The 20,336-nt window shown below is 72.5% G+C and carries 20 protein-coding genes; 5 read left to right on the top strand and 15 right to left on the bottom strand.

Translation table 11 applies throughout. From position 1 onward, the window contains the following. From menD to O9K63_RS14900, 7 genes are all read right to left on the bottom strand, one after another. The gene (gene menD / locus O9K63_RS14930; protein ID WP_277239111.1) at window positions 1–1,794 is read right to left on the bottom strand and encodes a 2-succinyl-5-enolpyruvyl-6-hydroxy-3-cyclohexene-1-carboxylic-acid synthase; all 1,794 of its coding nucleotides are present in this window, start codon (window positions 1,792–1,794) and stop codon (window positions 1–3) included. Continuing rightward, window positions 1,791–3,278, bottom strand: a complete 1,488-nt coding sequence (locus O9K63_RS14925) for a hypothetical protein (protein WP_277239109.1) — start codon at window positions 3,276–3,278, stop codon at window positions 1,791–1,793. Before O9K63_RS14925 ends, menD begins: the two co-directional genes overlap by 4 nt. Window positions 3,279–3,334: 56 nt before the next feature. Further along, the gene (locus O9K63_RS14920; protein WP_277239107.1) at window positions 3,335–3,643 is read right to left on the bottom strand and encodes a hypothetical protein; all 309 of its coding nucleotides are present in this window, start codon (window positions 3,641–3,643) and stop codon (window positions 3,335–3,337) included. A gap of 95 nt (window positions 3,644–3,738) precedes the next feature. Beyond that, window positions 3,739–4,722: an o-succinylbenzoate synthase gene (locus O9K63_RS14915; RefSeq protein WP_277239105.1), complete on the bottom strand. Its 984-nt coding sequence runs from the start codon at window positions 4,720–4,722 to the stop codon at window positions 3,739–3,741. Next, window positions 4,719–5,123 carry a VOC family protein gene (locus O9K63_RS14910; protein ID WP_277239102.1) on the bottom strand — a complete coding sequence of 135 codons (405 nt, stop codon included), beginning with the start codon at window positions 5,121–5,123 and terminating at the stop codon, window positions 4,719–4,721. Before O9K63_RS14910 ends, O9K63_RS14915 begins: the two co-directional genes overlap by 4 nt. A gap of 29 nt (window positions 5,124–5,152) precedes the next feature. Continuing rightward, window positions 5,153–6,145 carry a GTP pyrophosphokinase gene (locus tag O9K63_RS14905; protein WP_277239100.1) on the bottom strand — a complete coding sequence of 331 codons (993 nt, stop codon included), beginning with the start codon at window positions 6,143–6,145 and terminating at the stop codon, window positions 5,153–5,155. 45 nt (window positions 6,146–6,190) lie between these two features. Further along, window positions 6,191–7,063, bottom strand: a complete 873-nt coding sequence (locus tag O9K63_RS14900; RefSeq protein ID WP_277239098.1) for a hypothetical protein — start codon at window positions 7,061–7,063, stop codon at window positions 6,191–6,193. 163 nt (window positions 7,064–7,226) lie between these two features. Between O9K63_RS14900 and O9K63_RS14895 the strand changes: the two genes are divergently transcribed. Beyond that, the gene (locus O9K63_RS14895; protein ID WP_277239096.1) at window positions 7,227–8,183 is read left to right on the top strand and encodes a 1,4-dihydroxy-2-naphthoyl-CoA synthase; all 957 of its coding nucleotides are present in this window, start codon (window positions 7,227–7,229) and stop codon (window positions 8,181–8,183) included. Window positions 8,184–8,255: 72 nt separating this feature from the next. Further along, window positions 8,256–9,680 (top strand): GntP family permease, encoded by a 1,425-nt coding sequence (locus O9K63_RS14890; protein ID WP_277239094.1) that lies wholly within the window; start codon window positions 8,256–8,258, stop codon window positions 9,678–9,680. A gap of 46 nt (window positions 9,681–9,726) precedes the next feature. Here the strand turns inward: O9K63_RS14890 and O9K63_RS14885 are convergent, their stop codons facing one another. Further along, window positions 9,727–10,305, bottom strand: a complete 579-nt coding sequence (locus O9K63_RS14885) for a hypothetical protein (protein ID WP_277239092.1) — start codon at window positions 10,303–10,305, stop codon at window positions 9,727–9,729. Window positions 10,306–10,408: 103 nt separating this feature from the next. Between O9K63_RS14885 and menE the strand changes: the two genes are divergently transcribed. After that, window positions 10,409–11,602, top strand: a complete 1,194-nt coding sequence (gene menE / locus O9K63_RS14880) for an o-succinylbenzoate--CoA ligase (protein ID WP_277239090.1) — start codon at window positions 10,409–10,411, stop codon at window positions 11,600–11,602. Between the two features lie 21 nt (window positions 11,603–11,623). After that, entirely contained in the window at window positions 11,624–12,514 is an 891-nt protein-coding gene (locus O9K63_RS14875; RefSeq protein WP_277239088.1) for a 1,4-dihydroxy-2-naphthoate polyprenyltransferase, read from the top strand. Between the two features lie 211 nt (window positions 12,515–12,725). Here O9K63_RS14875 and O9K63_RS14870 read toward each other — a convergent pair whose 3' ends face one another. From O9K63_RS14870 to rsmI, 7 genes are read right to left on the bottom strand one after another with little or no spacing between them, the layout of a single operon-like run. Next, complete coding sequence (locus O9K63_RS14870) at window positions 12,726–13,049, bottom strand: DUF4229 domain-containing protein (protein ID WP_277239086.1); 324 nt, start codon at window positions 13,047–13,049, stop codon at window positions 12,726–12,728. A gap of 7 nt (window positions 13,050–13,056) precedes the next feature. Next, the gene (ccsB, locus tag O9K63_RS14865) at window positions 13,057–14,013 is read right to left on the bottom strand and encodes a c-type cytochrome biogenesis protein CcsB (RefSeq protein ID WP_277239085.1); all 957 of its coding nucleotides are present in this window, start codon (window positions 14,011–14,013) and stop codon (window positions 13,057–13,059) included. Beyond that, complete coding sequence (gene resB / locus O9K63_RS14860) at window positions 14,010–15,593, bottom strand: cytochrome c biogenesis protein ResB (protein WP_277239083.1); 1,584 nt, start codon at window positions 15,591–15,593, stop codon at window positions 14,010–14,012. Before resB ends, ccsB begins: the two co-directional genes overlap by 4 nt. Then, the gene (locus tag O9K63_RS14855; protein ID WP_277239081.1) at window positions 15,593–16,369 is read right to left on the bottom strand and encodes a cytochrome c biogenesis CcdA family protein; all 777 of its coding nucleotides are present in this window, start codon (window positions 16,367–16,369) and stop codon (window positions 15,593–15,595) included. The genes resB and O9K63_RS14855 overlap by 1 nt, the downstream gene beginning before the upstream one ends. Further along, window positions 16,366–16,959, bottom strand: coding sequence for a TlpA disulfide reductase family protein (locus O9K63_RS14850; RefSeq protein WP_277239079.1), 594 nt, complete (start codon window positions 16,957–16,959; stop codon window positions 16,366–16,368). Before O9K63_RS14850 ends, O9K63_RS14855 begins: the two co-directional genes overlap by 4 nt. A 7-nt stretch (window positions 16,960–16,966) precedes the next feature. Then, the gene (locus tag O9K63_RS14845; protein ID WP_277239077.1) at window positions 16,967–17,752 is read right to left on the bottom strand and encodes a histidine phosphatase family protein; all 786 of its coding nucleotides are present in this window, start codon (window positions 17,750–17,752) and stop codon (window positions 16,967–16,969) included. Window positions 17,753–17,770: 18 nt separating this feature from the next. After that, the gene (gene rsmI / locus O9K63_RS14840) at window positions 17,771–18,628 is read right to left on the bottom strand and encodes a 16S rRNA (cytidine(1402)-2'-O)-methyltransferase (RefSeq protein ID WP_277239075.1); all 858 of its coding nucleotides are present in this window, start codon (window positions 18,626–18,628) and stop codon (window positions 17,771–17,773) included. Window positions 18,629–18,687: 59 nt separating this feature from the next. Here rsmI and O9K63_RS14835 point away from each other — a divergent pair, with 59 nt between their 5' ends. Continuing rightward, the gene (locus tag O9K63_RS14835) at window positions 18,688–20,244 is read left to right on the top strand and encodes a dolichyl-phosphate-mannose--protein mannosyltransferase (protein WP_277239073.1); all 1,557 of its coding nucleotides are present in this window, start codon (window positions 18,688–18,690) and stop codon (window positions 20,242–20,244) included. The last annotated feature ends 92 nt before the right edge of the window (window positions 20,245–20,336 follow it).

Raw genomic sequence — 20,336 nt, 5'->3', positions numbered from 1 at the left:
TCAGCCCAGGGCCGCGACGACGGCCGCCCGGGTCCGCTCCCCTGCGGCGCGGCGGGAGCCGGCGGCGATCGGGACCCGGACCACGCGGACACCCGTGGCGGGGGTCTCGACCAGGCGGGCGAGGTCCTCGGGGGTCCGGGCGGTCGTGGCGGGCACGCCGTGAGCGGCGCAGAGGGCCTCGATGTCCGCGCCGGTCGGCGTGGTGAAGAGCCGGCGCATCGGCCCGGCGTGCTCGTCCGCCCCGTACTCGAGGGTGTCGAAGATGCTGCCCCCGTCGTCGTCGACGACGACGATCGTCAGGTCCGGCACCGGCTCGTCGGGACCGATGAGCAGTCCGTTGGCGTCGTGGAGGAAGGTCAGGTCCCCGAGCAGCGCGTAGGTCGGGTCGGTGCGGGCCAGCGCCAGCCCGACCGCCGTCGAGACGCAGCCGTCGATACCGGCCAGCCCACGGCTGGTCACGGGGCGCACGTCGGCCCGCGGCCGTGCCACCCCGAGGTGCAGGTCCCGGGCGACGCTGCTGCTGCCGAGGAGCACCAGGCTCTCCCCCGGCACCGCGTCGTGCAGCGTCCGGGCGGTCGTGGGCCCGTCGAGGTCACCGGCACCGTCCAGGGCGTCGGCCACCCGGTCGGCGGCCTCCAGCCACGTCCGGGCGAAGGCCGTGCCCCTTGGTGCGCGGGTCCCCCCGCCCGCGCGAAGGGGGGCCGCCCCCCGGTCGTCGTCGTCACCGATGAGCGCGGCGAAGGGGTGGACCGCTGCGGCCGAGTGCGTGGCATCGGCCCAGCCGGCGGCCCCGGGCTCCCCCGGCGTCACGACCTCGACACGCACGCCGGGACGACGGGTGAGGGCCGGGATCGCGCGCCCGAGGGTCGGCCGGCCGATGACGAGGAGACGGGCGGGCAGGTGGGCGTCGACCCACCCGGTGGCGGCAAGGAGCTGCGCACCGTGCGGGAGGACCAGGTCGTGCGTCCCCGGCCCCGGCTCGGCGATGACCGGCGCGCCGTGGCGGGCCGCCCAGTCCAGCGCGGCGGCGCGGTGCTCGGCGCCCGGGAGCTCGCCGATGACGACGAGGGTCTGCGGGTCGTGCGCCAGGGGCGTGGCCCCGGCAGTTGCCACCGGGGCGGGCGCGGGCAGGGTCACCCACGGCGTCCCACCGGGGCGACCGGCGACCGGGTCCGATGGTTCGAGGTGTTCGGGTGTGTCCAGCGGCGCCCTAGTACCTCGAACCGTGGACGTCGTGTCCGGCGCGAGGGGGTCGCGGTAGGGCAGGTCGAGGTGGACCGGCCCGGCGTGACCGGAGCCGCCGAGCGCCCCGGTGGTCGCTGCCCATGCGCGGGCGGCACCGGTGCGCCATGCCGCGGCCTGGCGGGGCGGGTCCTGCGGGGTCTCCAGCTCGAGGGCGAGCCGGACGTGCTCCCCGAAGATGCCGGGCTGGTCGGTCGCCTGGTTGGCGCCGACTCCCCGCAGCTCGGGTGGCCGGTCAGCGGTGAGCAGGAGGAGCGGGACCGCCCCGTGGTGTGCCTCGAGGACGGCGGGGTGGAGGTTGGCGACGGCGGTGCCGCTCGTGGTGATGACGACGGCCGGGCGCCTGCTCTCCTTGGCCAGACCGAGGGCGAGGAAGGCCGCGCTGCGCTCGTCCACCCGCACGTGCAGCCGGGCCCGACCGGACGCGTCGAGGTCGTGCGCGGCGTAGGCCTGGGGCGCCGAGCGGGAGCCCGGGCACAGGACGATCTCACGCACGCCGAGCCGGACGAGCTCGTCGAGGAGGACGCGGGCTCCGGTCGTCGAGGGATTCACGGGACCGATCCTGCCACTGCCGCGCTCCCGGCCGGGACCCGCTCGACCGCGTAGTCGATGACGACCGGGTCACCCCCTTCGCCGTCCAGGAAGGCGTCCGCGCCCGCGCGCCACGCCGCCAGCGAGGGGTCGTCGCTCTCGTCGACGAGGCGGGCGGTCTGCGCGTACAGCTCGGTGGCGTGCGCGTCCGTCGCCCCGTCGTCGGGCCCGAGCAGGTCAGCCACCCGGCGCTCCACGGTCACCCAGTCCTCCCGGTCGGAGTTGTCCGCGCCGTCGAGCCCGGCGACGGGGTCCTCGGTGTGCTCGAGGCTGAGCACCGACACGTCGTCGGGGACGTCCAGGCCCGCGACGGGCGCGCCGGCGGTGACGACGTGGGTGACCCGGAAGCGGCGGCGGAAGTGCGGGTCGGCGGCGAGCGCGGCGGCCGTGAGGCCGCCCTGGCTGCGGCCACCGAGGAGGACCCGGCTGCGTCCACCGGAGCCGGTGCGCCGCTGGGCGTCGGTGAGGGCGCGAGTGACGGCCCGCATCGTCAGGGTCTGCTCCCCCGCGGCGAGCAGGACGTTGCTCGTGAGGTCCCAGGGGTTCTCCCCCGCCCGGGGGTCGAAGCTCTGCGTCCCCGGCACGTCGACCACCCAGGTCCACGACCCTTCGGCGCGCGGGACACCGACGACCCGGACCCGGGAGCCGCCCGAGGTGGGGCCGCTGTCGTCGACGAGGTCGGCGACGCTGCGGGGCGCCCGCACACCCGTCACGACGTGGGGAACCACGCGCACGTCCTGGTCGGACTCGTCGAGGGCGATCCCCTCGGTCGCGGCGATGACGACCTGCAGTGCCTCCTGCTGCGTGCGTGGCGGGTAGGGCACACCCAGCCGTCCCGACCGCCACCGCAGCCAGGTCCCCAGCGCCGGTGTGCCCCTGCCGAGACCGATGACCAGACCGTCGAACCCCTCGGCCACGAACGGGACGAGTCCGGGCGCGTGCACGAGCAGCTCGTCGACCTCCTGCCCCAGTCCCAGGCCGAGACCGACGAGGGCCGCCGTGGCGGGTGCGCCGAGCACCGGCAGCCGCGGGAGCAGGAGCGGGGTGAGGAGACCGACCGCCAGGGCCGCGGTCGGCACGGAGGCGCCGATGGTGACTCCCACCGAGGTGGCTGCGACGTCGAAGAGCGCCTCCGCCGCCTGCTCCCCCTCGCGGTACAGCCCCACCGCCGCCCGGGTCGCCTCGGCGGTGGCGAGCACCCGCGCCGAGACCCCGACGGCGTCGCGGGCGCAGTCGAGGACCGCGGCCTCCGCGGTCACGTACTCGACGGGTGCGATCACGCCAGCGAGTGCGAGAGCCGGCTCGACCGCCGTGGCGCCGACGAGCACCGCGGTCTCCGCCACGTCCCGGCCGGCGACCTCCAGGACCCGCGCCCCCTCCTCGAGCTCCTCGAGGGAGACGGCCAGGCCGTGCGCGCCGCCGGTGACGGTGAGCTCGCGGCTCACGGCAGCACCCGCACCGGACGGGGAAGCCGTGCGACCGCGTGAAGCGACTGGGTCAGTCATGACTCACCGGCAGGTGAGCCGGCATGACTCACCGGAGGCGTCCGCCGCACGGCCGCGTGCCCCGACGCAACCGCCGCCAGCGTCCGCACCGCGGCGGCTGCGTCCCGGAGGGCGGCACCGAGCGCGGTGAGGTCGGCCGCGTGCGCCGCGACGAGCTCGCGGTGCCGGTCGGCGGCAGGGCCCCGCCACGAGTGGCTCGTACCGTGCGCGGTCCGCGCGACGAGCCCGTCGACACCGTCGGCGAGGCGCTCCAGGCGGAGGGCTGGTACCTCGAGGTCCTCGAGCAGCAGCGGTGGGATGTCCATGCCCACAGCCCATCGGCTCGTGGGGTGAGCGAGCGCCCCCTTCGCCCCGGTTGTGGAGCAGCGGAGTCAGGCGGCTCGGGCTGTGGACGTGGGGGTCACAGGTGCGCCAGGGCGGCGGTGACACGGTCGCGCCACCAGTCCAGCCGCGCCGCGGGCGCGGCGTGGGTGGCGAGCAGGTCGGGGTCGGGCACGACGTCGCGCACGGGCAGCTGCCCGTGCACGGGCAGGAGCGGGTCGGTCGTGACGTCCGCGCCGAGCAGCGCCCCGGTGCCGAGACCGCAGGCGTGCTCCAGCTCGGGCAGCGCTGCGGCGAGCGCCACCCCGGCCCGCAGGCCGACGCTGGAGTCGATCGCGGAGGAGACGACGGCCGGCAGCCCGCAGTCGGCGACGACCTCGAGGGCGCGGACGACGCCACCGAGGGGGGCGACCTTGACCACCACGAGGTCCGCGGCGCCCAGCCGCGCGACCTCGAGCGGGTCCTCGGCCTTGCGGATCGACTCGTCGGCGGCGACCGGTACGTCGATGCCGGCGCGCGCCAGCTCCACCCGCAGCCGGGCGAGGTCACGCACGTCGGCACAGGGCTGCTCGGCGTACTCCAGGCCGAAGGGGGCGAGGGCTGCGAGCGCGTCGTGCGCCTGGGTGAGGGTCCAGCCGCCGTTGGCATCGACGCGGATGCGACCGTGCGGGCCCATGGCGTCGCGGACCGCGGCGACCCGGTCGATGTCATCGGCCCGGCTCTGGCCGGACTCGGCGACCTTGACCTTGGCGGTGGTGCATCCGTCGTAGCGGGCGAGGATCCCCGCCACGTCGCCGGCGGGGACCGCAGGGACGGTCGCGTTGACGGGCACCGCGGTGCGCACCGGGTCCGGCCACCCGGTCCAGGCGGCTTCGATCGCCGCGGCCAGCCAGCGGGCCGACTCCTGCGGCCCGTACTCGACGAAGGGCGCGAACTCACCCCAACCGTGGGGCCCGCGCACCAGCGCGATCTCCCGCTCGGTGATCCCGCGGAACCGGGTGCGCAGCGGCAGGGTGACGACGTGCAGCGCGTCGAGCAGCTCGTCCGGGGCCGGTGCGCTCATCGGTCGCGGCTGGAGAGCACGCAGAACTCGTTGCCCTCCGGGTCGGCGAGCACCGTCCAGGTGACATCGGGGTCCTGGCCGACATCGACGCGGGTGGCGCCCTTGACCAGCAGCTCCTCGATCAACGCGTCCCGGTCCTGGTCGATGTGCGGGGCGAGGTCGATGTGCAGGCGGTTCTTCACCGTCTTGCCCTCGGGTACCGGCGCGAAGACGAAGGTCGGCGGCATCGCCTGCCACGTCTCCACCGTGTCGACGGGGTCGTCGCTGGTCCCGGGCGGGACGACGTTGACCTCGTACTCGTCCTCGAAGCCGAGCTCCCAGTCGAGGACGTCGGCCCACCAGCGGGCAAGGGTTGCGGCGTCCCGCGCGTCCACGGAGACCTGGTACCAGCGAAGTGCCATGGCCCGACGGTAACCGAGGGCGCGACCGGTCAGTCGGTGAACTTGTCCAGTCTGGCGGCGAGAAGGCGGACCCGGTGCGCATTGCCGTGCAGCTCGACGTACCGCTGCCCGTACACCGACAGCAGGGCGTCATCGAGACGGCGGACCGCGCCGGGCGGGTAGCGGTACCCCATCCGCGACTCGATGGCCTCGACGTCGACGTCCCGCAGGACCTCGCGCAGCTCGGACAGAGAGGTGATGCCCAGCTCGAGCAGCAGGCTGCTGATCCACGCGTAGTGGTCGGTGCGGGACCAGCCGGCGTCCGTGAACTGGCCGGCGAGGAAGGCGGCGAGGTCGGTGGGACTGATCCGGGGGTCGTCGTCGGCTCCCTCCGCCGGCGACGTGAGCTCCTCGCGGTGGCGGTCGCGGATGGCGGTGAACTGCTGGTCGGCCAGCTCGAGGAGACCCGCCGCGAGGGTGAACCGGCGGTCGAAGTCGGGGCCGTGCTCCGCGCTGACGGATCCCTTGTAGCGCACGTCGTGCTCGAACTCCGCCCAGGCGTGCTGGAGCACGGTGCGGATCTGGACCGAGGCCAGGGTCCCGGTGGGGATCCCCGGCTCCTCGCGCTCCTCGTCGAGGGCGACGAGGAGGTGCCGGCTCGAGTAACCGAACCGTCCGGCGTCCGCCGTCTCCTGGCCCATGTCGCGGTCCTCGCGCACCTCGAGCTGGGCCGTGAGCAGCTGGGCGACCGCGGCGACGTCGGAGAGCACGTAGGTGACGACACGGACGCCGATCTGGTCGGTGATGTCGGTGAGCGGCTTCGGGTGCGCGAGCCGGCCACCCGGCAGTCGGCGGGCTGCCTTGCTGGCGAAGGACTCGACCGACTTGGTCCGCCCGGTCACCGCCAGGTAGTTGATGCCCGCGTCGTCGAGCAGCTGCGTCACGAGGGCGACATAGGCGTCCGTGACGGCGCGCAGCTCCTCGCGTCCGGCGGCGTAGCGCTGGACGGCCCTGCGGACCCGGGTCGACTGCTTGCTCGCCATGGGGACAGCCTGCCTCACGTCGGCTCCCCGGGGCCGCCCGGCACGTCACCCCGCCGCCACTTGCCCGAGTGCGGCCTCGGCCGTGCGGGCGAGGTCACGGTAGGTGATCAGCTCGTTGCGGAAGCGGCTCACGAGCAGGCCGGTGTCGCCGAGGACGTAGACCCCCGGGGCCTCCGAGGGACTGCGCCCGTGCGGCCACTGGCTGCCGCCGACGAGCAGCGCCAGGCTGCGGGAGCGCGCCGAGGGTGCCGTGCCCTCACCCAGCCCGCGCACGAAGGTTCCGTAGCTGAAGGGGGCGCCGGTGCCGGTGAGCGCATTCGCCTTGACGACGGTGTGGACGATCGTCGCCGTCACCTTGGTCGGCGGGAAGTCCCGCCACAGGTGGAGCATCCCCGCGTGGGCGGCCGTGGCGAGAAGCCGACGGTAGGCCGTGATCAGTTGCCCGGACAGGATCGGCGCCGGTTCCAGCAGGTCGAGGTGCTCGTCGACGGCGCACGCGAGGTCCCGGCTCCCGAGTGGCAGCAGGTCGGGCTCGAGCGGCTCCCCCAGCGGCAGCGGGTCGTCGTCCAGTGTGTCGAGTGCCTCCTTGCTGCCGACCACGCGCTCGAGCCAGTGGAGCATCTGCTCCTGCGGCTCCTCCCGGACGATCACGCGCTCGACCCGTGGCGGCGGTGCGGGCTCGCGCAGGTGCGCCAGCTCGAGGGCGGCACACTCGTACCCGCTCCCGGAGACCGGCCGAGTCACCGAGTCGACGACGTGACCGTCGATGAGGACGACCTCGGTCACCGTGCCCAGGCCGTCCGGGACGCGACCGGCGTCCCGGGACGGGGGGACCCCGTCGAGCCAGGGGTCCCTCCCCCACTCGTCGTCGGGCTCCAGCAGCCCACCGTCCACTCCGTACAACCAGCGCTCGCCCATCGGTCCGTCCTCTCGTCGGTGACCGGTCCCTGCGATCGGCCACGTGCCCAGCCCACCGGCTGCGGGAGGGGAGGGGGAGCCCCCTTCGCCCGGCTGTGGGGGTCGACGGACCGGCGACGGGGGTTGTGGAGATCGCGGCAGCGAATGGCCATAGGCTCGGGCCGTGAGTGCACTGGAGAACGTCAGCGAGACCTTCGACCCGCAGGCCTGGGAGGTGGTCCCCGGCTTCGAGGACCTCACCGACATCACGTACCACCGCTCCACGGAGCTCGGCTGCGTGCGGATCGCCTTCGACCGCCCCGAGATCCTCAACGCCTTCCGACCGCACACCGTCGACGAGCTCTACCGCACGCTCGACCACGCCCGCCGCAGCCCGGACGTCGGCGTCGTCCTGCTCACCGGCAACGGCCCCACGCCGCGCGAGGGCAGCAGCGCGACGACCGAGGGCTGGGCCTTCTGCACCGGCGGCGACCAGCGCATCCGCGGCCGCTCCGGGTACCAGTACGCGAGCGACCCGACCGGCGACGACAGTGTCGCCGGCATCGACGAGCGCCGGGTCAAGGCCGAAGGGGGCCGGCTGCACATCCTCGAGGTGCAGCGGCTCATCCGCACCATGCCGAAGGTCGTCATCGCCCTCGTCGGCGGCTGGGCCGCCGGCGGCGGGCACTCGCTGCACGTCGTGTGCGACATGACGATCGCCAGCCAGCACGCCCGCTTCAAGCAGACGGACGCCGACGTGGGTTCCTTCGACGGCGGCTACGGGAGCGCCTACCTGGCGAAGATGGTCGGGCAGAAGCGCGCTCGCGAGATCTTCTTCCTCGGCCGCGCCTACACCGCACAGGAGGCCCACGAGATGGGCGCCGTCAACGCGGTCGTCGAGCACGCCGAGATCGAGGTCGAGGCGCTGCAGATGGCCCGCGAGATCATGGCCAAGTCGCCGACAGCGATCCGGATGGTCAAGTTCGCCCTGAACCTCACCGACGACGGGCTCATGGGCCAGCAGGTCTTCGCCGGCGAGGCCACGCGGCTGGCCTACATGACCGACGAGGCCGTCGAGGGGCGTGACCAGTTCCTCGACAAGCGCGACCCGGACTGGTCGTCCTTCCCCTGGTACTTCTGACCGCCTTCTCACCTGTCGGGCAGCCGCGGTCCCGAGGTGTGATGCCGGCCACCGGCGCGTAGGGTGCCCGCCGTGGACGTCGCCCTCACCCTCATCGCCATCGCCCTTGCGATCCTGCTCATCATCAGGTTCAAGGTCGACCCGGTCATCTCGCTGATCGTCTCCTCGCTCTTCCTCGGCCTGTCTGCCGGGGTGGGGCTGGCGGGGACCACCGAGGCGATCACGGTCGGCTTCGGCGACATCATGACCGAGGTCGGTCTGCTCATCGGCTTCGGTGTCCTCATCGGCTCGCTGCTGCAGGCGACCGGGACCTTCCGTCGGTTGGTGGACATCATCGCCGCCCGGGTCGGGGGCCGTCTGCCCTACGCGATGGCCGCTGCGCTGTCGACGATCTTCCCCTCGATCTACGTCGACGTGCAGGTGGTCCTCGCCTCGCCGATGGCCCGCCAAGCAGCGCCGGTCATCGACAAGCGCCGCGGCCTCCCGTGGCTCGCCGGGTCGATCGCCATCGGCATCTTCGCGGGGTACGTCTTCGTCGTGCCCGGGTTGGCGGCCGTCGCCGTCGCCGGGCTGCTCGACCTCCCCCTGGGCACCTACCTCATCTACGGGGCCCCGATCGGGTTGATCACCGCGTTGGTGGTGGCCTTCCTCTTCAAGCTGCTGCTGAGCACCGGCTTCTGGAACGAGCGCACCGACATCGACGAGGACGAGGTCGAACATCCTGACCACCCGCACCACGCGGCCTGGAAGGCCATCGGCACCGAGGACGAGCACCGGGCGGCGCACGACGCGCACGACGCCGACATCGAGGACCCTGACGCGATCCCGGCCAAGGCGCTGCGGATGCCGCTGATCCTGCGCCTGAGCCCTGTGCTCATCCCGCTCGTGCTCATCGCCATGGGCGCCTTCGCCGAGCTCTTCGGCAGCGACAACGCGGTCATCGCGTTCGTCGGCAATGCCAACATCGCGCTCTTCATCGGCCTGCTCGTCGCCTTCGTGATCGGGCGCCGGACCCTGGGCGGCGACGGCACGGGCAATGCGCTCTCCCACGGCTTCCGCACCACGGGCGAGATCCTGCTCATCACCGGCATCGGTGGCTCGCTGGGCGCCGTCATCAGCGAGACCGGGCTCGACAAGACCCTCGCCGGACTCTTCTCCGCGGACGCCGGGGCACCGATCCTCATCACCGTCCTGCTGTCGTGGTTCATCGCCGCGCTGCTGCACTTCGCCATCGGCTCCGTGTCGGTTGGCGCGATCACCGCGGCCGGCATCATCGCGCCGGTCGTCGCCTCCACCGGGGTCGACCCCGTCGTCATCGCTCTGGCGATCGCCTCGGGTGCGATGTTCGCCCTGCACGTCAACAGCAACTTCTTCTGGATGTTCAAGAGCCTCCTCGGCCTGTCCACCCAGGGCGCGCTGAAGACGCTGACCCTCGCGACCTCCCTCGGCGCGGTCGTCTCGCTGCCGCTGGTGCTCGTGGCCAGTATCTTCGCCTGAGCCCGGGCACCATCAGATGGTCGGTCGGTGCGCTTCCCGTCGGTCCTCACCGCACGAGGTGACCACCTGATGCCGGGCGAAGGGGGCTGCGGCGCCGCCAGTACCCGACGAGCGCCACGGTGAGCACCACCGGCCACATCAGGAGTGGCACATAGGCCAGACCGAGGACCATCACCTCGACCGGGCCCATCCCCGCCGCCGGCGTCCATCCCTCGCGCAGGCCCAACCACACGCTGCCGTACGACGTGGCCAGCAGCCCCATGACGAGGTACAGCAGCACGGCCCCGGCTCCGCCCAGGGCCATCGGCAGCAGCCGGTGGATGGCCCGGCCGCCGAGGACCGGCACGAAGGGGGGTATCCGCTCGCCCCACGGCATCGCCAGGCCCAGGCAGAGCAGCGCCCCGGCCAGCTGCAGGGCATCGAGGCCGAGGACGTAGGCGATCCTGGAGCCCTCCGCGCGGTACCAGTCCGCGTCGACGAAGCCGGTGTCCACCCCGGCGAGCATCGCCAGGCGCCACAGGATCGAGGGCAGGACGCACAGCAGGCAGCCGAGCGCGGCTGCCCGCGCCCACCCCTGCGGCGGCACGCCCACACGGCCGACGGAAGCACAACGTGTCATCCCCATGCGGACGACGCTAGGGAGGCCGGCGCGCGCTGGCGATGGGGTTGGCCCGACGGGTTGTGGAGGGGCTCCCCCCGGCGCCCTGCGCATCCGCCAAGATGGACGGGTGCCGATCACCCCGCTCCCCCTGCCCGCAGGCCCCGCCGTGCTCGACGCCCTCCCCACCCTGGAGCGCGCGCTGACCGGCACCGCACCGATCCACCCGCACTCCCCGGACGAGTCGCCGATCATCCCGGACGGGCCGGTCCCCGACGACCTGGCGGTCACCGTCGCCACCTCCGGCTCGACCGGCACCCCCAAGCTCTCCCTCCTCACCGCCGCGAACCTCATCGCGAGCGCCGAGGCGACCGCCGAGCGGCTGGGTGGCCACGGGCAGTGGCTGCTCGCCCTCCCCCCGCACCACATCGCGGGGCTGCAGGTGCTGCTGCGGAGCATCACGGCAGGGACGACGCCGGTGGTCCTCGAGGCGTCGGGGGTCACCCCCCTTCGAGGCTCGGGTCGGGGGGCCCTCGCACCTCAGGACAGCGCCTTTGCCCTCGTCGAGGCCACGGCGAGGATGCACGGGGAGCGCCGCTACACCTCCCTCGTGCCCACCCAGCTCGCCCGGCTCGTCGATGACCCGCTCGGGCTGGAGGCACTGCGTCGCTTCGACGCGATCCTCGTCGGCGGGGCCGCCACTGCCGCACCGCTGCTCGACCGGGCCCGCTCCGAGGGCGTACGGATCGTGACCACCTACGGCATGTCCGAGACCGCCGGCGGCTGCGTCTACAACGGCAAACCCCTGCGCGACGTCACCGTGCGCACCGGGGTCGACGGCACCCTCGAGATCGGCGGACCGGTCGTCGCGCACGGCTACCTCGGCCTCGAGACGGACGCCTTCGTCGCCCGGGACGGGCAGACGTGGTTCCGCACCAGCGACCTCGGCTCCGTCGACGGCGAAGGGAGGGTCACCGTCCTGGGTCGGTCGGACGACCTGATCAACACCGGCGGGATGAAGGTCACCCCACGCACCGTCGAGGACGCCGTCGTCGCGCACGTCCCGGCCGTCACCGGCGCCGTGGTCGTCGGCCTGCCGGACCCCGAGTGGGGCCAGATCATCGGGCTCGCCGCGGTCACCTCACCCGGGGGGCCGCCGCCCGGTCCGGTGCCGCCGGAGGGGCTCGGCGAGATCCGCGAGATGCTGCGTCCCCACCTGCCCGCCCACGCGCTCCCCCGGCGGGCCCTCGTCGTGACGGAGATGCCCCTGCGCGGCCCCGGAAAGCCCGACCGCACCGCCGTGGCGCGCCTGCTCGAGGGCTGATCGCTCGTAGGATCGACCATCGTGGCCTCACTCTCCGACTGGATCGCCGGCGCCCGACCGCGAACCCTCCCCGCAGCCATCGCACCCGTCATCGTCGGCACCGCCGCCGCGGCGGCCCACTTGAACCTCGAGGAGGAGGAGACGGGTGCCGTGCTCGGCTTCGCACTGCTGGCCCTGCTGGTCTCCTGCTGCCTGCAGATCGGCGTCAACTACGCCAACGACTACAGCGACGGGATCCGCGGCACGGACGAGGAGCGCGTCGGCCCGGTCCGTCTCGTCGGGCAGGGGCTGGCCGCGCCGGCCGACGTGAAGGCGATGGCCTTCGCCTTCCTGGGGCTCGGCGGGTTCTTCGGCTTCGCGCTCGTCGCCCTGAGCGCGGCGTGGATCCTCCTGCCGATCGGCGCGCTCGCGATCCTCGCGGCCTGGCGCTACACCGGTGGCGACAACCCGTACGGCTACCGCGGATTGGGTGAGGTGTACGTCTTCATCTTCTTCGGCCTCGTCGCCACCCTCGGCACCCTCTACACCCAGATCGGCACGATCACCCCCATCGGCCTGCTCGGCGCCATCGGTGTCGGATCCCTGGCCAGCGCGATCCTCGTGGCCAACAACCTGCGCGACATCCCCACCGACAGCGAGACCGGCAAGACCACGCTCGCGGTCCGCCTCGGCGACGCGGGCACCCGCCGGCTCTACCTCGCGCTCTTCGTCGTGGCCGCCGTGTGCACGCTGCTCATGGCCATCTGGCAGGTCTGGGCGCCGGTCGCCCTCCTCGGGCTGCTCGTCGCGTGGCCGGGCATCAGGGCCGTCAAGGACGGGGCCACCGGCCGGGCGTTGATCCCCGCGCTGGGCCTGACCGGCATCGCCGAGCTGGCCTGGGCGGTCCTGCTGGTCGTCCCGCTGGCCGTCTGAGCGAGCGAGGGCGTTCGGGCCACCTGATACCCGTGCGACTCGCCCGACCGACGCCTCAAGGGGGCCTGCCGCCGTCCTCGAGCGTCCGAAATGGCCGGGAAGCCCTGAGTTGACCGCCTTGGCCTCCCGGGGCCGGCTCGTGGCGCGGTCATCACAAGGTTTCCCGGCCACGTGCAGGTACTTCAGCCCTGGTGTGCCAAGCGCGAGCGCCTCAGCGGTAGGTCTCTTCCTCGTCCTCCACGGGGGACTCCGCCTCGCGCTCGGTCGCCTTGCGCTCCTGGGCGCGGTCCTCGACGGCCTCGTCGGTGTCGGTCCTGGCGGCCCGCTTCTCCGCCTTGGCGGCGCGACGCTCCTCGATCTGCCGGATCATGTCCGCCCGGAAGGGCTTGAGGACGAACGCCGAGATGACCATCGACGCGATGGCGGCCAGGACGGCCAGCCAGGGCAGCTCGTTGGTGTCCCGCAGGCCGAGCAACCAGAACAACGCGAGGCACCCGAAGAAGATGAGGAACCGGAGCAGGGTGTAGCGGATCATGTCGCCCTCACTGCGCGTAGCTGTGCATGCCGATGAAGTAGAAGTTGACGACGGTGTAGTTGATGATGATGCACGCGAATCCGGCGACGGCGATCCAGTTCGCCGTGCGGCGCGAGGTGTTCTTCGTCGCCCGCGCGTGCAGGTAGGCGGCGTAGACCGTCCAGATGACGAAGGTCCACACCTCCTTGGGGTCCCACGTCCAGTACGCACCCCAGGCCTCGCGCGCCCAGATCGCGCCGGCGATGAGCGTGAAGGACCACAGCGGGAACCCGATGATGTGCAGGGAGTAGGAGAACCTCTCCAGCGACTGGGGCGGGGGCAGCTTGCGCCAGAAGCGCTCACCGCCGACCTCGCGGTCGCTGAGCAGGTAGAGCCCGCTGACGATGGCGCCGACGGCGAAGACCCCGACGGACAGGGTCGCGACGGTCACGTGGATCGGCAGCCAGTACGACTGGAGCGAGGGCACGACCTCGTCGGCCTCGACGTACCAGGCGGTCGAGGCGACCATGAGCAGCAGCGTGACGAAGCCGGTGACGAAGACCCCGAGCCAGCGCAGGTCACGACGGGTCGAGGCCACGCTGAACGTCGCCAGGGCGAAGAACCCTCCGGCGACGCTGAACTCGAAGAGGTTGCCCAGGGGGAAGCGCTCGACGGCGACCCCGCGCAGTGCGGCCGAGAGGAGGAGGAGCCCGGCGGCGAGCCACGTGAGGGAGCCGGCGATGCCGGCGGCCTTGCGCGCCCTCACCGGCGTCTCGGCCGGCCCAGCGGCGACGGCGGGGGTGACGGCGGCGTCGTCGGCCGGACCGCCCACGGTCGCCGGGACCTTGGCATCGGCCTCTGCCCGCTCCCGCACCGGCACGGCCTGCGCGAGGTAGAGGGCGTAGCCGAGCATCGCCACGGTGACCAGCAGCGCGGCGGAGGCCAGTGCGTAGTTGGCGTACTGGGCCAGCATCTCGTTCGTCATGATGTCCTCGATTCTCCCACGAGCCGGTCGCGCACCTCGGCGACCACCTCGGACAGGCCTTCGTCGTCGTCACGGCTCATGCCGCCCACCTCGACCCGCACCCGGCCGTCGGCCTCGGTCAGCCGCACGAAGACCCGTCGCCGCTTCACCAGCAGGGTCGCGATGAGGCCTGCGAGCGCCAGCAGCGCCGAGACGAGGGTCAGCCCCTGGCCGGGGTCGCTGCGCACGGAGAAACCGGCGTAGCGCTCGATGCCGTCGAAGGTGATCGTGCCCCGGTCACCGGGCAGCGTCTTGGTCTCCCCGGGCGTCAGCCACAGCCGCAGCTGGTCGCTGCCGTCGCTCGTCTCCACCTTGTCCATCGACTCGGTGTCGAGGGTGAAGACGGACTGCGCCGAACCACCGGGGTACAGCTGGCCGGTGTAGAGGCTCAGCGCGAGCGCCGGCGCCCGGGTGTCGGGGAAGACCGAGATCGGCCCCTGCTCCGGGTCGATGGTGGCGGTGGGCAGGAAGAGCCCGACGAAACCGAACTGCTCGGGCTGCGTGGCCGCCCCGACCTTGATCGCACCCGTGGAGCGGTAGTTGCCGTCCTGCGCGAGGAAGGGGGTCGCCCCCTCGTACAGGACCTCGCCCTCGTCGTCCTTCACGGTGACGACGGGCGCGTAACCGTTGCCGAGGAGGAAGACGGTCGAGTCCTCCATCTCCAGCGGGCTGTTGACCTTGACGACGTCGGTGAACTCGTTCCCGTCGGCGTCGGTGACCGAGACGTGCGCCTCGAAGTCCCGCGGCTGGCCGAAGGTGCGGGCGGCCGGGTCGCGGTCGTTGAAGTCGGCGGTCATCTCCTCGACCGTGACGGCGAAGGGGGAGAGCGAGGACTCGTCGACGAGCGGCCCGGGCGCCCACGTGTCGTACCGCGTCACGGTGCTGACGAAGGACTCACCGGAGGGCACGATGACGTCGGCCTTCCAGCCCCACAGGTAGCCGATCGCGACGCCGACGATCAGCGCGACCAGGCTCGTGTGGAAGATGAGGTTGCCGGTCTCCTTGAGGTAACCGGTCTCCGCGGAGACGCTGACGTCGTCGTGGCTGGCGACGCGGTAGCGGCGCTTGCGCAGCACCGTGGTCGCGGCCTCGCGGACCTCCTCGAGGGTGCCGTCGACCTCGCCCTCGGCGTGGGCCTCGAGGCGGGCCAGCCGGCGCGGCGCGCGCGGGGGCCTGCCACGCAGGGCCCGCAGGTGGACCGCGGTGCGCGGGACGATGCAGCCGATGAGCGAGATGAAGAGCAGCAGGTAGATCGCCGAGAACCACGGCGAGGAGTAGACCTCGAAGGCTCCGAGACTGTCGAGGATCGGACCGGTCGTCTCGTGGCGGCGGATCCAGTCCGCAGTGCGCCCGGGGTCGAAGTTGCGTTGCGGGAAGACCGAGCCCGGCACGGCGCCGATCGCCAGGAGCAGCAGCAGGAAGAGCGCCGTGCGCATGCTCGTCAGCTGTCGCCAGCCCCACCGCGCCCAGCCGACGACACCGAGGCTGGGCTGCGTGACGGTCGACCTGGCGGAGGGAGTGCGATTCTCGCGGTCAGCCATCAGATGAGGACCTCCACGTCGCTGATGAGTCGGATCTGCAGCCACTGGTTGATCGCGTCCCAGCCGCCGGTGAGCAGGAGCAGGCCGATGATGATGAGCAGGACGGCGCCCATGACCTGGATCGTCCGCTGGCGCCGACGCAGCCACGCCGACACCGGGGCCCAGCGCTCGTAGGCAGCGGCGATGAGCACGAAGGGAGCGCCCAGCCCGAGGCAGTAGGCGACCGCGAGGATGACCGCGCGGGTCGTCGACGCGTCCCCCGTGAGGTTGAGGGCGAGGACCGCCGCCAGGGTCGGACCCATGCACGGGGCCCACCCGATGCCGAAGACGGCACCGAGGACGGGCGCCCCGGCCAGCCCGGCGGCCGGCTTGACCGGCAGGCGGAAGGTCCGCTGCGAGCCGGCGCCCAGGAAGACCAGGGCCATGAGGATGACGACGACCCCACCGATGCGCATGAGCAGCTCCCGCTGCTCGATGAAGATGCGCCCGGCGGTCGCGACGAAGAGCGACGCGAGCACGAAGACCGCGGTGAAGCCGAGGATGAACAGCAGCGTGCCCAGGACCATCCGGCCACGGCTGCGCTTCTCCAGGGCGACGTCGGACAGGCCGGTGACGTAACCGAGGTAGCCCGGCACGAGCGGGAGCACGCAGGGGGTGGCGAAGGAGACGAGACCTGCGAGGGCGGCGACGAGCACCGCGAGCGGCAGGGCGCCGCCGGCGACCTGGTCACTCAGCGAGGAGGGCGCGGCGGCGACGGAGGCGAGGGCGACGCTCATGCGGATTCGGCGAGGGTGTCCTCGACCAGACCCATGAGGGTCGACTCCGTCGTCGCCCCGAGGACGACGGCGGCGATGCGTCCCTTGCGGTCGAGGACGGCCGTCGACGGCTGGGCGGTCATCATGCCCTGCATGTCGAGCGAGGTTCTGCCCGTCTCGTCGTAGATCGACGGCCACGTGAAGCCCCACGTCTCGGCCTGCGCCCGGCCGGTCGCCACCGAGGACTCGCGGTAGTTGATGCCGACGAGTTCGACGTCCTCCCCCTTCAGCTTCTTGTTCAGGGCGACCAGGTGCGGGGCCTCCTTGGCGCACGGCCCGCACCAGCTGGCCCAGACGTTGACGACGACGACCGAGCCGCGGTGGTCGGCGCTGTCCCACGTCGTCCCGTCGAGGGTCTCGCCGGAGAGCTCGACGGGGTCCTTCCGCTCGTCCGGGTCGATCATCGTCACGCTGCCGTCACCGGAGCGGTAGCCGGCGTCCTGGGCCGCGTCCGCGGTGTCGGACGAGGATGAGCAGCCGGCGAGCGTCAGGAGGGCGAGACCGCTCGCGGCGGTGACGACGGAACGGCGGGTGGGGCGGTGGTCGATCATCGAGGGGTCAGGCTCCCGGGGTCTTCGCGGCCCGTGCGTAGAGGTGGGCCGCGGGCTCGGTGTAGGTCACGTCGACGACCTCGTCACCGACGAAGGTCACGGAGGTGAGGGAGGCGAGGTTGCACTGGCGCCGGCGCGGGTCGTGCCACAGGCGACGGCTCTCCAGGGCGCTGCGGATCGTCCAGATCGGCAGCTGGTGGCTGACGACGAGCACCTCGCGACCGCCGGCGTGGTCCCGCGCGTCCTCGATGGCGGCCATCATCCGCTTGCTGATGGCGTGGTACGACTCGCCCCACGTGGGCACGGTGGGGTCGCGCACCCACCACCAGCGCCGCGGGTCGAGCAGGAGGCGCTTGCGGAAGCGACGCCCCTCGAACTTGTTGCCGGCCTCGATGACGCGGGGGTCGACGACGGCCGCCAGGCCGTGCCGTTCCAGGGTCGGGGCGGCGGTCTCCGCGGTGCGCTCGAGGGGGCTGTGCACGACGAGCGCGAGGTCGCGGTCGGCGAGGTGCTCGGCGACGACCTCGGCCATCTCCCGGCCGAGGTCGGACAGGTGGTAGTCCGGCAGGCGGCCGTAGAGGATCTTGTGCGGGTTCTCGACCTCACCGTGGCGCATCAGGTGGACCACGGTGCGGTCCCGCGCACCCGGCGCCCCGGTGCCGACGTGCTCGGCACGGGCCTCGCGCACACCAGCCGCCGCCTTCTCTGCGGCGGCGGCCGCGGTCTCGCTGGTCTCGGTGGTCTCGGGGTCGAGGGGCAGGTCGGTGCCGGAGTCAGGCATCGGCTCGGTCATGGCGCGGATTGTCTCAGGTCAGTCTGAGTGGGAACTGTCAGGTCGGTCGGGAGAGGCCCGGTGGGACAGGACGGCGTCGTAGAGCGCCTTCTTGCCATGACCGGTCGAGGTCGCGACCGCGGCGCACACGTCCTTCAGGCGGGTGCCGCGGTCGTGCCGGGCGAGGACCTCGGCGACGGCGTCCTCGAGGGAGACGATGGTCTCCTCCGCGCCACCGACGACGATGGTGATCTCGCCCTTGACGCCCTCGGCGGCCCACTCGGCCAGCTCGGCCAGCCCGCCGCGGCGGACCTCCTCGTAGGTCTTGGTCAGCTCGCGGCAGACCGCGGCCTGACGGTCGGCGCCGAAGCGGTCGGCCATGACCTCCAGGGTGGCCGCGATCCGGTGGGGCGCCTCGAAGAAGACCATCGTGCGCCGCTCGTGGACGAGCTCCTCCAGCACCCGGCGCTTCTCCCCCGGCTTGCGCGGCAGGAAGCCCTCGAAGCAGAACCGGTCCACCGGCAGCCCGGACAGGGCCACGGCCACGAGCACCGCGCTCGGGCCGGGTGCGCAGGTCACGTGCTGGTCGGCGTCGATGCACGCCCGCACGAAGCGGTACCCCGGGTCCGAGACCGAGGGCATCCCGGCGTCTGTGACGAGGACGACCCGCTCCCCCTTCGTCACCGACTCGAGAAGCTCCGCCGTGCGGGAGGCCTCGTTGTGCTCGTGGTAGCTGACCACCCGCTCGGGCAGCTCGACCCCGAGTTCGCCGGCGAGGCGGCGCAGCCGGCGGGTGTCCTCCGCCGCGACGACGTCGGCGCCGGCCAGCTCCTCCCGGAAACGGGTGCTGGCGTCGCGGGGATCACCGATGGGCGTGGCGGCAAGGACGAGTGGCATGCCCACATCCTCCCAAGCAACCGCCGCGGTGCTGCGCAGGCTCACCTACGATGACGGCCATGGACCGCCGTGAGCAGCTGCGTTCCCGGCTGCTCGGGTTCCGCCCCAGCGACGTGCTGTGGGGCTGGCTCGGTCCGCTGCTGTTCGCCGTCATCGGCGGTCTCATGCGCTTCTGGGCCCTGGGGCGCCCCCACCAGCTGATCTTCGACGAGACCTACTACGTCAAGCAGGGCGTCTCCATGCTCGACCACGGCGTCGAGATGAAGTGGAAGGGCGAGGGCGAGAAGGTCGACCCGACCTTCACCGAGGGCACGACCGATGTCTTCATCACCACCCAGGGCGACATGGTCGTCCACCCACCCGTGGGCAAGTGGATCATCGCCTTCGGCGAGTGGGTCCTCGGACCGACGTCGAGCTTCGGCTGGCGCTTCTCGGTGGCGCTGCTCGGGACGCTCTCGATCCTCGTGGTCGGCCGGGTCGCCCGGCGCCTCTTCCGCTCCAACTGGCTCGGCACGATCGCCGCCTTCCTCATGGCCTTCGAGGGGCACCACTTCGTCCACTCGCGCACGGGCCTGCTCGACCTGATCCTCATGTTCTTCGCGCTGGTCGCCTTCGCCGCGCTGCTCATCGACCGCGACTGGGCACGACGACGGCTGGCGGACAAGGTCGCCGCGCTCCCCGCCGGGGTGCGCATGCGCACCGGACCGTGGTTGCTGTGGCGGCCGTGGCGCCTCGTGGCCGCGGTGAGCCTGGGCCTGGCCTGCGGCACCAAGTGGTCGGGGCTGTACTTCTTCGCGATCTTCGGTCTGATGACCGTCTGGTGGGACATCGGGGCGCGAAGGGCGGTGGGCACCCGACGCTGGTTCGGCGCCGGGATCCTCAAGGACGGGGTCCCCGCCGGGATCTCGATGAGCCTGGTCGTCCTCGGCACCTACATCGCCTCGTGGGCCTCGTGGTTCACCAGCACGCACGGGTACAACCGGTCGTGGGCCGCGGACCACCCCGGCGAGGGCGTGCAGTGGCTGCCGCCCTCCCTTCGCTCGCTGTGGGACTACCACGTGCAGGCCTACGGCTTCCACGACAACCTGACCTCCGAGCACACGTACCAGTCGAACCCGTGGTCGTGGATGATCCAGTCCCGGCCCACGTCCTTCTTCTACGAGTCGAAGGAGATGGGGGTCGAGGGGTGTGCCGTCGACAAGTGCTCCAAGGCGATCACCAGCCTCGGCTCGGTCTCGATCTGGTGGTTGGCGACCATCGCGCTCTTCTTCCTGCTCTACCACTGGGGCATGAAGCGGGACTGGCGCGCCGGGGCTATCCTCGCCGGGTTCGTCGGCGGCTGGCTGCCCTGGTTCTTCCTCCAGCACCGCACGATCTTCACCTTCTACGTCATCTCCTTCCAGCCGTGGGTGATCCTCGCGGTCGTCTTCCTCCTCGGGCTGGCGCTGGGGCCACGAGGCGCCCCCGAGCGGCGACGGCGGGTCGGCCACCTCGTCGTCGGCGCCTACTGCCTGCTCGTGCTCGCCAACTTCGCCTTCTTCTGGCCGGTGTGGACCGCCCAGGTCATCCCCTACGACCACTGGCAGTGGCGGATGTGGTTCCCCAGCTGGGTCTGAACGCTCGGGGGCTCACGGTCGCTGGGCGACCTGCGCCCCCAAGCACCCCCGAACGACCACCCTCGGGACGACCACGCCCGGTCGCTTGTCGG

Source organism: Janibacter cremeus (genome assembly GCF_029395675.1).
GTDB classification, from domain to species: Bacteria; Actinomycetota; Actinomycetes; order Actinomycetales; family Dermatophilaceae; genus Janibacter; species Janibacter cremeus_A.
This window is presented reverse-complemented; position numbering and strand designations above follow the sequence as displayed.

Excerpts from the sequence above, each read along its gene's own strand:
- O9K63_RS14845 (WP_277239077.1), bottom strand. The coding sequence starts at position 17,752 with ATGACCGAGCCGATGCCTGACTCCGGCACCGACCTGCCCCTCGACCCC.
- rsmI (WP_277239075.1), bottom strand. The coding sequence starts at position 18,628 with ATGCCACTCGTCCTTGCCGCCACGCCCATCGGTGATCCCCGCGACGCC.
- O9K63_RS14855 (WP_277239081.1), bottom strand. The coding sequence starts at position 16,369 with ATGAGCGTCGCCCTCGCCTCCGTCGCCGCCGCGCCCTCCTCGCTGAGT.
- resB (WP_277239083.1), bottom strand. The coding sequence starts at position 15,593 with ATGGCTGACCGCGAGAATCGCACTCCCTCCGCCAGGTCGACCGTCACG.
- O9K63_RS14910 (WP_277239102.1), bottom strand. The coding sequence starts at position 5,123 with ATGGCACTTCGCTGGTACCAGGTCTCCGTGGACGCGCGGGACGCCGCA.
- O9K63_RS14885 (WP_277239092.1), bottom strand. The coding sequence starts at position 10,305 with ATGGGGATGACACGTTGTGCTTCCGTCGGCCGTGTGGGCGTGCCGCCG.
- O9K63_RS14900 (WP_277239098.1), bottom strand. The coding sequence starts at position 7,063 with ATGGGCGAGCGCTGGTTGTACGGAGTGGACGGTGGGCTGCTGGAGCCC.
- O9K63_RS14850 (WP_277239079.1), bottom strand. The coding sequence starts at position 16,959 with ATGATCGACCACCGCCCCACCCGCCGTTCCGTCGTCACCGCCGCGAGC.
- O9K63_RS14905 (WP_277239100.1), bottom strand. The coding sequence starts at position 6,145 with ATGGCGAGCAAGCAGTCGACCCGGGTCCGCAGGGCCGTCCAGCGCTAC.
- O9K63_RS14915 (WP_277239105.1), bottom strand. The coding sequence starts at position 4,722 with ATGAGCGCACCGGCCCCGGACGAGCTGCTCGACGCGCTGCACGTCGTC.
- O9K63_RS14870 (WP_277239086.1), bottom strand. The coding sequence starts at position 13,049 with ATGATCCGCTACACCCTGCTCCGGTTCCTCATCTTCTTCGGGTGCCTC.
- O9K63_RS14835 (WP_277239073.1), top strand. The coding sequence starts at position 18,688 with ATGGACCGCCGTGAGCAGCTGCGTTCCCGGCTGCTCGGGTTCCGCCCC.
- O9K63_RS14920 (WP_277239107.1), bottom strand. The coding sequence starts at position 3,643 with ATGGACATCCCACCGCTGCTGCTCGAGGACCTCGAGGTACCAGCCCTC.
- ccsB (WP_277239085.1), bottom strand. The coding sequence starts at position 14,013 with ATGACGAACGAGATGCTGGCCCAGTACGCCAACTACGCACTGGCCTCC.